This is a genomic window from Mangrovivirga cuniculi (assembly GCF_005166025.1).
In the GTDB taxonomy this organism is placed as follows: domain Bacteria; phylum Bacteroidota; class Bacteroidia; order Cytophagales; family Cyclobacteriaceae; genus Mangrovivirga; species Mangrovivirga cuniculi.
In genome coordinates, this window is record NZ_CP028923.1 from 696,227 (window position 1) to 708,561 (window position 12,335).

The window sequence follows — 12,335 nt, forward strand, 5'->3', positions numbered from 1 at the left end:
TCAGTGAGTTTTTTCTCTCTGGATTTTTATATTATGCAAACCTACAATATTCTTTATGAATTTAGGGCAGGGAGGTAATAAATTTGTGTGTATTATATTTCATTTTCCTGAATCTCCTTTTTTCTTTCCTCATCCTGAAGAATATCTTTTATTTCATGGATTGCATCATCTAGGTTATTCGCTGATTTTTTTAAGTTAAAAACCAATTCGCTTTCTTTCTCAGAGAGATTTGTTCTGAGAATAAGATCTATTAATCCTAAAATGCTTGCCACCGGAGCACGTAATTTATGCGCATTATAAAAAGCATACTTAGCCAGAGTGTGGTTTTTTTCTCTAATTTCCTGAATTCTTTCGTTGATCTTCTGTTCGAGATCAGAATTCACCATGGTTTGCATTTCATTGAGAGAACGCAATTCTTCAGCCTGAACTTCGATTTCTTCATTCTGAATTTGAATCTCCTGATTCTTTTGGTTGAGCTGCTTATTGTATTTTTTGATTTTATTGTGATTGAGGAACAGTTTTATTAGAGCAAGCAATAGAATCAATCCAATGCCTCCTATTATCCAAATTAGAGTGGTTTGAGTTTTGTTTGTTTCTTGAGCTAGTTGATTTTGCTTTTTTAACATTTCATTTTCCTGCTCCCTTTTCTCACTTTCGTATTTTGTAGTTAATTCATTGATCTGATTGGCTTTTTGCAGATTAAAAAGCTTGTTATTTACTTCTGCTAATTTTTTTTGATACAACAATGCTGAGTCAAACTGATCGTAAGACTCATAAAATTGAGACAGTTTATTATAAACATCTCTTTGAAGGTCTAATGCATTTATTTTTATTGCCGGCTCCAGTGATTCATAATAAGAATCTATTGCCTGAGGTTTAAAAAGAGACAGATATATATCGCCTTGAAGTAAATAAGAGGAGCTTAGGCCTCTTGTATCATCGATCTTGCTTCTAAGTTCAATTGCTTTATTTACATTTTTAAGGCCTTCTTCAAGATCTTCCTGATGAAAGTTTGCCCTTGCCAGATTATGATACCCGTATGCTAATTTTCTGAGTGATTCATTATCTGTTTTATCAATGCTAATTAATTTTTTAAAGTAGTGTTTAGCAGAATCATATTTTCCTAATTCAATAAGTGTTTCTCCAAGATTGTTTAGTAAAATTAGTGGTGGATTAGCATTATCAATTTTACTATATGAATTATATGCTTTGTCAAGAAATTTAGCAGCATTGTCGGGGTTATCTTGTTTCCTGAAAATTTCACCTATGTTATTATAATTAGTTGCTATCCCTCTAAGATCATTTATTGATTCATAAATGTCGATCGCATTGTAATAATTTTTAAGTGCAACATCATAAATTCCAACAGACCAGTATGAACTACCGATAATACTATAGCTTCTGGCAAGTCCTTTTTTATAATTTGAAGCTTTTGCAATCGCATTAGCTGACAGAGCCATTTCTCTCCCTAGTTCCGGATTAGAAATAACAGTTGAAAAGGCAACATTGTTGATACTGTCAACCTGATCAGCGATATCCTCGTTATTTTCTTTTTTGCATTTAATAGAAAATCTTCCTGGGAGAAAACTGATTGGTTGAAGACTATTAAAATTAAAATTATTCTCAAAAATGCAGGCATAGGCCAAATTATGTTCAAAAAATAGAATAAAATCTACAAATAATTTAAAGGACGAGCAAATAAATGACAAGAATTGTCATTTAACCCGGGTACATAGAATATAGGATTTGGAGTTCTTATGATCTCTATATGCAATCAACCACTGAGTTCCTCCTGCTTTCAATTTCATTTTTTTCAACACTTCTTCCGGACTCACAGGAATATTTTTCGTAATGACATTAACTTTTTTACCCTCGATAAGCTTTGATATTTCTTTCAGGCCGCTGAAATTCCCGGATTCTATTTTAAATATTCTCCCTGAAAAATCTTTAATTAATTCGCTTGAAGTATAAAAATTAGTATTCTGAGCGACCTTTTTTAAATCATAACCCTTTGATAATTTATTTTCTACACCGGCTTTTAAAAAAACCGGATGAGGTTCGTAAAGAAAATTTGATGCAGGGCCGATATTATCAATTTTCTCTTTGAGGTCAGACAGGTTATACCGTTTTATCAGTTTACCTGAAGTACCAAGTATAGAACAAACAATAGCCGGATCATTCATAGAACTTTCAAAGTCTACCAAAACGATCACCTCTTTAACTTCTCGTTCTACCGAAACGACATGGATTTCTGTCGTATCAGGAAATGCATTTATACAACTGGTAATATCAATCATAGGTGAACCTTTGATCAATAACTTCCTGGTAATATTTTTTAAAGTAGGATAGAGGTCAATAAGGTTTGGTAAAAGGTCCTCCCATAGAACAACTTTTTTATTTTTTTCAGATCTCCTACTCGGATCAACAAATATTAGATCAAAAGTTTCAGAATTTCCAGACAAAAACTCTTCTGCTTTCTCACACAAATAGGTTCTGTTTTTATTGTCAATAGATGAAATATTTGATCTGACCAACTCTAAAAGGTCACAATTGGGATCAATGTAGATTGCAGAATCAAAATTATTACCGAGGTAATAAAAATCAATTCCAAAACCACCGGTTAAATCTACCATATTATTTCCTTTACTAACAAGGCTGGCCTTATACTTTGCAGTTAGTTCAGAACTACATTGTTCAAGAGATAACTTAGGAGGGTATTTTACATTATAACTAGTGAAAAATTCCGGAAGCTTTGATTTGGCCACTTGAAGTCCTTTAAGCTGAGTGCTTAATTCTGCTGATGATAATCCTTGAAAAGGAGAAGACTTCAATGCAAAAAGTGCAGGATCTGTATTAAGGTTATCCCTTAAATAATCCTGCACTTTCTTATCTGTAATTTTGTTCATATTACTTAACAAGACCTGAAGAAACCAGGTATTCTGCTATTTGAACTGCATTAGTAGCAGCACCTTTTCTAAGATTATCAGCAACTACCCATAGGTTAAGCGATTTTTCCTGAGTTTCATCTCTTCTCAACCTGCCTACTAAAACATCATCTTTTTTATGTGCATCAATCGGCATAGGGTAAACATTATTGGACGGATCATCTTTAATTACAACTCCCTGAGTTTCCGAAAGTATAGTTTTTACTTCTTCCAGATCGAACTCATTTGCAAATTCAATATTTACAGATTCAGAGTGACCACCCATTACAGGAAGTCTTACTGCTGTAGCTGTAACTTTAACTGACTCGTCTCCAAGAATTTTTTGGTTTCATTAACCATCTTCATTTCTTCTTTGGTATATCCATTGTCCATGAAGACGTCTATGTGAGGTAAAGCATTCATGTCAATTCTATGTGGATATACTTTTTCGACATCCTTGCCTTCTCTTTCTCCCATTAATTGGTCAACAGCAGCCTTACCTGTACCGGTAACACTTTGATAAGTTGATACCACAACACGTTTGATGTTATATTTTTTGTGTAGGGGAGCTAGTACCAGTACCATCTGTATTGTGGAGCAATTTGGATTAGCAATTATCCTGGTTTCACTAGTTAATTCATTAGCGTTAATTTCAGGTACTACTAGCTTTTTGTCAGGGTCCATTCTCCAAGCTGATGAATTGTCGATTACAAAAGTACCAACTTCAGCAAATTTTGGAGCATACTCTAATGATGGTCCACTGCCGGCTGAAAAAATCGCAATATCAGGTTTCTTTTCAATAGCATCTTCGATGGTCATAACCTTGATCGGTTTACCAGCATATTCAATTTCTTTACCTGCAGACCTGGCAGATGCTGCTAGTATCATTTCATCAAATTTGAAGTTTCTTTCTTCGAGAACAGCTAGCATTTCTGTTCCGACAAGACCGGTTGCGCCAACGATTGCTATTTTCATTGTATTAATTTTTATTTTTGAACTGCAAAATTACACTTCGTAATTAAATTTTGTCTAATAATTACCTATATTTCGGATAGGATATCAACTTTTGAAATAGTATTAATTTATAGTAGCTGATTTACGAAATCGGTAAATTTTTATCAACCAAAACACCTTTTACAAAATAATGAAACGGATAATTCTTATTGTCTGCTTTCTGCCAAATATTGTTTTTTGTCAGATAGTGGATGAATTTAACGCTATTAAATTTAATGAAGATCAACAATGGCATGGGGACACCAATTTTTTTAAAACAGAAGAAGGGCATCTGATTTCCAATTTTTCTACAGAAAAAAATTCCAGTTTTCTTTACCACAAATTGAATGATCTAAAAAACCCTTTATTGTACGATTTTCATTTGGAAATGGCCTTTTCGCCCTCTTCATCAAATGCATTGCAAATACTTTTAGCAGGTGAGCTTGAAAAGCAAAATATAATTAATGGAATAGCTCTTCAGATTGGAGAAACAGGTTCTAATGATGGATTGAATGTAATTAAGTATAAAGACGGTATAAAATCTAAAGTCACGACTTTCTCTGAAGGTCAATTTTCAAATTCACCTTCTAAAAGGCTTTTAATTACATACAATGGAGTTTCATCATGGCAGATAAAAGAAAAAACTGATCAGGGTGAAATCGTGATTGGAAGTTTTGATTATTTACCCGAATTCGTTTCAGGAATTTCAGGTTTGTTTTTCAATTATACTTCTACCCGAGTTGATAAATTTAGATTTGATTATTGGAGAGTCAAAAAGATTTCAGAAGAAGAAAGTGGCCCGGTAATGATCGATCATATTGCTACCAAAGATGGAATAACTTTATACTTTTCGAAAAAAATCAAATGCGATGATATCGAAACTGAACTTTTGATTAATGGAGTATCTGCAGAGAGTAATTATTCATGTAATGATAGTATTCTTGAAGTAACATCTTTGGCCTGGGAGCAGAAATTCAAGAATTATGAATTAAAAATTAGCAATATCTCTGATTTTAACGGAAATAGTACCGGGCTAATTAGAATTTCCGGTTCACATGTAAGTGATAATCGTAATACTTTATTAATCACTGAGGTTTTACCGGACCCGGATAGAAATTCTAATTACACAGAAGAGTTTATTGAAATTTATAATTCAGGGGATCAGAATATTTCTCTTGGAGAGTTTTCGATATGTGATCTTTCTAAATGTATCAACTTGCCGGATATAGTAATAGGCACCAATGAGGTGATTGTTTTTACAGGTAAAGAAGGGGTGTATCCCGAATCTATAATTATTACCGGATTACCATCCTTAAACAACACTGGTGACCAGGTTTTTCTCAAGTATGGAGAAAATACTGTTGATTCATTTAGTTATTCGGATAATACTTTTCGTTCACTGGATTTAACTAGTTCCGGTACTTCACTTAAGAGAAGGTTTCAAAATTTCATATGTGACGGCGATCTAAATATCTCCGGCGGAGATCCGGGTCCGGGAAATGTAAAACTTGAATCCGGACCCGAAAAATTAGCAGATCTAAAAATAACATTCTCCGATTATAATAAAATACTCAAGGTAAAATCGGATGCATTAACTGATATTTCTAATCTCAAGATATCTATTGAAAACCAGAATACACAGTTCCAAATTACAGATGAAATCAGACTGGGGAATTATAAAATAAATCATTTTAAGATAGAGGATCATTTAAATCATAATCAGCAATATAAAATTAAATTATCAGGTCAGAAAAACTGTATAACAGGTAAAATTGATTCTGTTTTATTTGAAAGTATTAACACCATGGATGATCCGGAAAAGGAATGCCTTAAAGTTTCCGAATTTATGTTTGATCCAGAAACCGGGAAAGGAGATTTCATCGAGATATATAATGAATGTGGAGGTATAATAGAAATCTCAAAGTATAAATTCATTTTCATGGACCACAATCAAATAGTCGATGATACTATCAATATTGAAGAAAAGTTTGATGAATATCATTTAGCAGGTAAAAGTGTTGGTTTGATTTATTCAGAGGATAGTGATTTTGAAGAAAATTACTTTGTAGAAGGAAGTCCATTGTTAATAGAGCTCAAAAATTTTATTAATCTAAGAAATTCAGGAGGGTATTTTGAGATTTTCAGGGAAATACCTGGAGAAGAATTTAAAAAAGAAATTGAGCGATCGGGTTATTTTGAAGGTTGGCATTCATACTGGATGGATGATACTGAAGGAGTTTCTCTGGAACGATTCAATTTTGAAGGAGATCCTGCATTTGAATCAGTATGGAAAAGTGCTTCAGAATTAAATAATTATTCGACTCCTGGCATTATATCAGGATCAGGTGAAATGGCGTATAATGAAGAAATTAGCTTTCAACCGAAGGTAATAATTCCTGGCGACCCGTATTATGGTGAACAAATGATTCACCTTAAAACTGATAATTCGGGAAGGATAGTAACTGTTGAATTATTTAGTTTATCAGGAAAGCTTATAAAGACCTTTTGCCTGGATTGCTATGTTTCTGATTCTCTCACGTTGAGGTGGGAAGGGATTCAAGATTCAGGGCAGGTTATTAAACCTGGGCATTATATTTTAAGAGTTACTTACATTGATAGCAATGGAAACGATGATTTGATTATTAGACCATTAGCTGTGGGCCTATAGCAACACTTTATGTTTAAACTTCGTTTAAATTAATAGGAGGATGCTTGTAATGGAAGATATTTTAACAAAGTCAATTGCACATCTGAGGCAAAAAGGCAAGCGTGTAGAAGAAATAAGAAAATATTTAAGAGAGCGATATAAAATTAACATCGATCTTGAGAGTATACGATTACGAATTAAACAATTGTCACAGCTAAACGCATAATATACCAAAAAGGAGGGTTGCGACCCTCCTTTTTAATTACTCCGTTTCTTCATCTTCGTAGATATAAACGTGTGGTTCATCTTTTTTATTGATGTATCCTCTAAACATAGATTTAGAATTAAACGGCATAGCTATGTTTCCTTTTCGGTCAAGAGCAATTATCCCCCTGAACCATTCATCTCAACAAGCTTTTCCATTATTACTTCATCAGCAGCATCAGCAAGAGGCTGGTCGAGATATTTCATTCTTACGGCAATATCATAGGCAACCACATTCCTGATGAAGTACTCTCCATGCCCTGTAGAACTAACACCACAGGTAGAATTATCGGCATATGTTCCTGCTCCGATGATGGGGCTATCGCCAATACGGCCATATTTTTTATTGGTCATCCCTCCGGTTGATGTGCCTGCAGAAATATTTCCATATTTATCAAGGGCTACTGCACCAACTGTTCCAAATTTTCGATTTAAAAAATCAGAATAGTTTATTGAAAGTTTGTCTTTCATGTTCCCCATTTCTTTTTTTCTGGCATTTTCCAGACTTTTCATTCTTCTTTCAGTGATGAAATATCCTGGATCGACCATTTCAAGTCCCTGGTTGCGGATAAAATTTTCAGCACCTTCTCCAGCCATCATTACATGTTCGCTCATTTCCATTACTGCATAAGCAGCAGCTATAGGAGATTTAATTCTGGATACTCCAGCTACCGCTCCAGCGTTTAGATCTCTTCCTCTCATTATTGATGCATCAAGTTCAGGTTTCCCTTTTGCGTTTAACACAGCACCTATTCCTGCATTAAACAATGGAGATTGTTCCAAAATCTGAATTGCTGCTATTATTGCTTCTTCACTTGTACCGTCATTCATGAGAACAGAATATCCGGTATTAAGTGCTTCCCGGAGTTTTTTGTTGTAGTTTTTTCTTATGTCACCTTTCAGGTAATTCGGGTCTACAAAACCTGCTCCACCATGTATGATAATTGTAATAGGCCCAGGTAATGTATCCTTTTCAATCTCAATGGGTTGCATGGATGCAGAAGAAGTGTCAGAAGTCTCTTCCTGGTAGCTTTCAGTCTTGTTATTGCAGGAAATAATAAAAAAGACTGATAATAGAAAAATAAAATATCGCTTCATTATTAAAACTTTAGTTTTTTAATTAACGTTTTGAAGTGTAAAAGATAGTGAATTACTAAACAGGCAAAAAATATTGTTATTAATATTAAATAAATCAAATTTTTATTTTAGCAATTACTAAGTATTTTTGCCACTTTTAAAACCATAACCGCCACGAAAATGAGTACTGAAGAAAGAACGCGTTACTCAACGGAGGAATTAAATGAATTCGAAGAGTTGATCCAGGAGAAGCTGGACAAAGCAAAAAAAGAACTGGAAATGTTAAAGGGATCCTTGAGTAGAAAGGATGATCAGGGCACGGATAATACTTCCGGAAATGTAAAGGTTCTTGAAGATGGGGCTGATACAATTGAAAAAGAACAGTTAAGTCAGCTGGCTGCAAGACAGCAAAAGTTCATCAACAACCTTGAAAATGCAATGATCAGGATTAAAAATGGTACCTATGGTATTTGTTCCGTTACTGGTAAGCTTATCAGCAAGGACAGACTAAGAGCGGTTCCGCATACTACCCTTTCGATAGAAGCCAAATTGCAGCAAAACAAATAAGATTTGGATGTTTTAGCGAAACATATTGAAGCATTAATATTTTGTTCTCCTCAGCCAATTAAGGTTGAGGAGATTTTAAAATGTCTTACAGAGATGTTTGATGCTGATGTTCCTGAAGAACATATAACTGAAGCTATTGATAAGCTGAGTCAGAAATATCAGGATGATGAATATGCTTTCGAGATTATTAAATCTGGTGGAGGGTACCAGTTTTTAACCAAACCTGCTTACCAGGCAAGCATCGGAATTTTATTAAAACAAAAATCAAAAAGGCGACTTTCAACTTCTGCTTTGGAAACATTAAGTATAATAGCTTATAAACAACCAATTACTAAATCAGAAGTTGAACAAATAAGAGGTGTAAACTGTGATTATGCAGTTAATAAGCTTCTGGAAAAAGAACTTGTTATTATAAAAGGTAAAGCTGATACAATAGGGAAACCACTGCTTTACGGCACTTCTGAAAATTTCATGGATTATTTTGGCATTAATAGTTTAAGTGAACTACCGACGCCAAAAGATTTTGCAGAGGAGGATAACACAATTGGTAAAGAAAATGATCCTGATTTTAACCCATCCGCATTAAAGGATCATTCCTCAGAAAATGACAACCCTGAGGAGGAAGATGATAAGAACGATTAGTTCGAAATAAATAAATAACACTTATGAAAGGCAAGAAACGAGGTTTCCGCGTGAATAAGCGCAAGCCGGAGGCGCCAAAATACGATTTTGACCATATAAAGAAGGTTGAAAAAGATAAAGGTAAGGCGCCCGGGCCAATGAGATTGAATAAATATCTGGCACATGCCGGTATATGTTCAAGGCGTGAAGCTGATACTCTGATCGAACAGGGATTGGTAAAGGTAAATGGGAAAAAGCTCACCGAAATGGGCTATAAAGTTCAAATCGGTGATACGGTAGAATATAAAGGCAAAATAGTAAAGCCAGAAAAGCTGATCTATATACTTTTAAATAAACCAAAATCATTTATTACCACCACCAAAGATCCTGAAGACCGCAAAACTGTGATGGATCTCGTGTCTAATGCATGTGAAGAAAGGATTTTTCCAGTAGGGAGACTTGATAGAAATACTACCGGCCTTCTGCTTCTTACAAATGATGGTGACCTCGCTGATAAACTAATGCACCCATCTAATAACATTAAAAAAGTTTACCAGGTCACATTAGATAAGCCTATTTCAGAAGATGATTTTAATTCAATAAAATCTGGCGTAGAACTCGAGGATGGTTCAGCACATGTAGATGGTCTTTCTGTGTTAAGTCCGGATGCGATGACATTAGGCATTGAAATTCACATTGGCCGTAACAGAATTGTCAGAAGAATTTTTGAGCACCTGGGTTATGAAGTAGTGAAATTAGACAGGACTTTATATGCTGGATTAACTAAAAAAGATCTTCCACGAGGGAAGTGGAGGTTTTTAAATCAAAAAGAAGTTGCCAGATTAAAGATTATGAAACTTAAATAATGAGTGAAAGGAATAATCTTTTTCCGGTTTTTTTAAAAGCAGAAGAGTTAAAAATTCTTCTTGTAGGGGGAGGGAATGTAGGACTCGAAAAGCTCGAAGCTATTCTTAAAAACTCACCCAACGCAAAAATTAAAATTGTAGCAGAAGAATTCCGAAGAAAGGAGATTGGTGATTTGGCTCGGGACAATGGTAATCTTCAACTATATGAAAGAGCATTTACAGAGGAGGATCTTGATAGTGTTGATTTGGTTATGTTAGCCACTGACAGTAGAGATCTTCATATTCAAATCAGGGCTTTAGCGAAAAAGCGTTCTTTGTTAGTTAATGTGGCAGACACTCCGGATCTGTGTGATTTTTATTTAGGTTCTACAGTTACCAAAGGCAGCCTTAAAATCGGTATATCTACGAATGGAAAATCACCAACACTTAGTAAGAGGATGAGGCAGTATCTGGAAGAAACTATACCAGATGATATAGATAATTTGATTGTAAAGCTTGTTGAAATCAGAAAGCAATTAAAAGGAGATTTTGACTTTAAAGTAAATCAATTGAATGAAATAACCGCTTCATGGTTAAAAAAGAATAAAGAGGATCAATAGACAGGGAATTTGGGGATAAGGATTTTAAAAGTGCTACCATGTTTGGTTGTTGAATCCACTTTAACCTCGCCTCTTAATTTTTTAACAGCAACATTAACGATAAAAAGACCCAGACCGGTACCAGTTGATTCGTTAGTTCCTCTGAAGAACATATCAAAAATGTTATCTCTGATGGCCTTATCTATTCCTGTTCCATTATCTTCAATAGACAATATCCAATGGTATTTATTATCATCCAGCAAAATGTTAATATACATTTCTTCTCTGGAAGGTTTATGGTAGGTTATTGCATTTGAAAGCAGGTTTTTTAATATAATTTTAAGGAATAAAGGATCTGTATTGATTTCCTGATTAGTCGTATTTGCTTTTATTCTTACCGTTATTTCACGGTCGTTCTTGCTGAATTCTAACTCATTAAGAATTCCTTCAGAAAGAAACTTTGGAAACTTGAAACGTTTAGGTACCGGTTTGTATTTCTTGATTTGGCTAAAGGCTGAAATATCATCAATTATGAATTGTAATCTGTCAGCACTCAGATCAATCTTGTCAAAATATAACCTGACTTCATCAATATTTTTTTCTTGTTTAGCAAGGTAAATCAGACCTTTTAGGGTAGTAATTGGAGAACGAATATCATGAGAAGTACGATAAAGAAACTGATCGAGCTCTTGTCCGGTCTGCATGTATTTAACAGATTCCCTTTCCAGTAACCAAAGAAAAAACCCAGTTCCCATGAGAGAAATTGTAACGGAATCAAAATAACCATATGTTGAGTAAAAGATATCGTAGGTTTGATATCCTGAAAAGTCTAATAAAAGAAGAATGAAATAGAAAAATTGTAAAATCCCGTGTCCTCCCAACCCAAATACAATTATATATGAGCTTATTTTTTTATCTCTTTTTCTAACCGGCCTGATGTATTGCGCATAATAAACGAAGATGATAGCTATCAGGATGGATTGGATCATGAAATGAAAGAAATATGAATGCTCAATATCATATTTAAATAGAAGAGTAAAATATATTACCGTCATTGAATACATTGCTCCGATTACTCCCCAAATGATCAGCTTTATGTTGCTGAGATTTTTTTGGTAAACAGGATATACATGCCTGCAGAGAAAAGGAAAATAAATGCAAATGTTGAGAACTGAAACAGGAATGTAAGGATATTAAAGCCAATTACTACCGTACCGGATTTTACCATTAAACTTATTGCCAATCCAAAAACAATGTGGATAGCATAAATTAGCCAGGCCAAAGAATGATAAGTCAAAAATGTCCTGTTAAACCTCAAGCTAAATCCGATCATGACGAAAGGAAAGAGCAAGGAGAGAAATATTTGAGGTAAATGGGAAAAAAATGTGTCTATCAAAATCTGCTTTTTCTTTAATATAGAAATTAATTTTCTAATAGATAAATGTCTTCAAGCAGAAATAGGAGATTATTGGGAAAAGTTATTTATACTGATTCCGAATTACTGAAATATAGTATGCTTGCATACTAAATTCAATGATTTTTTTTAATTTAGCTTACTAATAGAAAAAACAATTTGATTAGATTGAGTGATATTTATGAAGATGGTGGCTCAAATAACTGAAAATCACAACGTAAACAAAAAAAGAAACCCCTCGCAAAGCGAGAGGTTTGTTAGACGTGGTGATGAGTGGGCTCGAACCACCGACTCACGGATTTTCAGTCCGATGCTCTACCAACTGAGCTACATCACCGTCTCAATTGTGGCACAAAAGTATGCAAAATTGTTAACCTCGCAAAT

The 12,335-nt window shown here is 34.3% G+C and carries 8 protein-coding genes, 1 tRNA gene and 2 pseudogenes; 5 read left to right on the forward strand and 6 right to left on the reverse strand.

Annotated elements, in window-relative coordinates; translation table 11 throughout:
• Nucleotides 1–92 precede the first annotated feature (92 nt).
• The 3 genes and pseudogenes from DCC35_RS03170 to DCC35_RS03180 form a co-directional block, all read right to left on the reverse strand.
• Nucleotides 93–1,646 carry a tetratricopeptide repeat protein gene (locus DCC35_RS03170; protein ID WP_137089431.1) on the reverse strand — a complete coding sequence of 518 codons (1,554 nt, stop codon included), beginning with the start codon at nt 1,644–1,646 and terminating at the stop codon, nt 93–95.
• 69 nt (nt 1,647–1,715) lie between these two features.
• Complete coding sequence (locus DCC35_RS03175; RefSeq protein ID WP_137089432.1) at nt 1,716–2,906, reverse strand: THUMP-like domain-containing protein; 1,191 nt, start codon at nt 2,904–2,906, stop codon at nt 1,716–1,718.
• Between the two features lies 1 nt (nt 2,907).
• A pseudogene (locus DCC35_RS03180) lies at nt 2,908–3,899 on the reverse strand (aspartate-semialdehyde dehydrogenase).
• Between the two features lie 169 nt (nt 3,900–4,068).
• Between DCC35_RS03180 and DCC35_RS03185 the strand changes: the two are divergent.
• Nucleotides 4,069–6,585: a lamin tail domain-containing protein gene (locus DCC35_RS03185; RefSeq protein ID WP_137089433.1), complete on the forward strand. Its 2,517-nt coding sequence runs from the start codon at nt 4,069–4,071 to the stop codon at nt 6,583–6,585.
• 241 nt (nt 6,586–6,826) lie between these two features.
• Here DCC35_RS03185 and DCC35_RS03190 read toward each other — a convergent pair.
• A pseudogene (locus DCC35_RS03190) lies at nt 6,827–7,926 on the reverse strand (isoaspartyl peptidase/L-asparaginase family protein).
• A gap of 159 nt (nt 7,927–8,085) precedes the next feature.
• On the opposite strand from DCC35_RS03190, the gene DCC35_RS03195 reads away from it, so the two are divergent.
• From DCC35_RS03195 to DCC35_RS03210, 4 genes are read left to right on the forward strand one after another with little or no spacing between them, the layout of a single operon-like run.
• Nucleotides 8,086–8,472, forward strand: coding sequence for a TraR/DksA family transcriptional regulator (locus DCC35_RS03195; protein WP_137089434.1), 387 nt, complete (start codon nt 8,086–8,088; stop codon nt 8,470–8,472).
• Nucleotides 8,473–8,475: 3 nt separating this feature from the next.
• On the forward strand, nt 8,476–9,114 hold the full coding sequence (gene scpB / locus DCC35_RS03200) for an SMC-Scp complex subunit ScpB (protein WP_137089435.1): 639 nt from the start codon (nt 8,476–8,478) through the stop codon (nt 9,112–9,114).
• A 23-nt stretch (nt 9,115–9,137) separates the two neighbouring features.
• Nucleotides 9,138–9,959 carry a pseudouridine synthase gene (locus tag DCC35_RS03205; protein ID WP_137089436.1) on the forward strand — a complete coding sequence of 274 codons (822 nt, stop codon included), beginning with the start codon at nt 9,138–9,140 and terminating at the stop codon, nt 9,957–9,959.
• Nucleotides 9,959–10,558, forward strand: coding sequence for a precorrin-2 dehydrogenase/sirohydrochlorin ferrochelatase family protein (locus DCC35_RS03210; RefSeq protein WP_137089437.1), 600 nt, complete (start codon nt 9,959–9,961; stop codon nt 10,556–10,558). Before DCC35_RS03205 ends, DCC35_RS03210 begins: the two co-directional genes overlap by 1 nt.
• On the opposite strand, the gene DCC35_RS03215 is transcribed toward DCC35_RS03210, so the two are convergent.
• Both DCC35_RS03215 and DCC35_RS03220 read right to left on the reverse strand, forming a co-directional pair.
• Nucleotides 10,552–11,592 (reverse strand): sensor histidine kinase, encoded by a 1,041-nt coding sequence (locus tag DCC35_RS03215; protein WP_175402695.1) that lies wholly within the window; start codon nt 11,590–11,592, stop codon nt 10,552–10,554. The genes DCC35_RS03210 and DCC35_RS03215 overlap by 7 nt on opposite strands.
• Nucleotides 11,593–12,215: 623 nt before the next feature.
• Nucleotides 12,216–12,288: transfer RNA gene (locus DCC35_RS03220), tRNA-Phe, on the reverse strand.
• Nucleotides 12,289–12,335 lie beyond the last annotated feature (47 nt).

Coding starts and splice junctions, on each gene's coding strand:
- DCC35_RS03175 (WP_137089432.1), bottom strand. CDS start 2,906: ATGAACAAAATTACAGATAAGAAAGTGCAGGATTATTTAAGGGATAAC.
- DCC35_RS03185 (WP_137089433.1), top strand. CDS start 4,069: ATGAAACGGATAATTCTTATTGTCTGCTTTCTGCCAAATATTGTTTTT.
- DCC35_RS03195 (WP_137089434.1), top strand. CDS start 8,086: ATGAGTACTGAAGAAAGAACGCGTTACTCAACGGAGGAATTAAATGAA.
- DCC35_RS03205 (WP_137089436.1), top strand. CDS start 9,138: ATGAAAGGCAAGAAACGAGGTTTCCGCGTGAATAAGCGCAAGCCGGAG.
- DCC35_RS03210 (WP_137089437.1), top strand. CDS start 9,959: ATGAGTGAAAGGAATAATCTTTTTCCGGTTTTTTTAAAAGCAGAAGAG.
- DCC35_RS03215 (WP_175402695.1), bottom strand. CDS start 11,592: ATGACGGTAATATATTTTACTCTTCTATTTAAATATGATATTGAGCAT.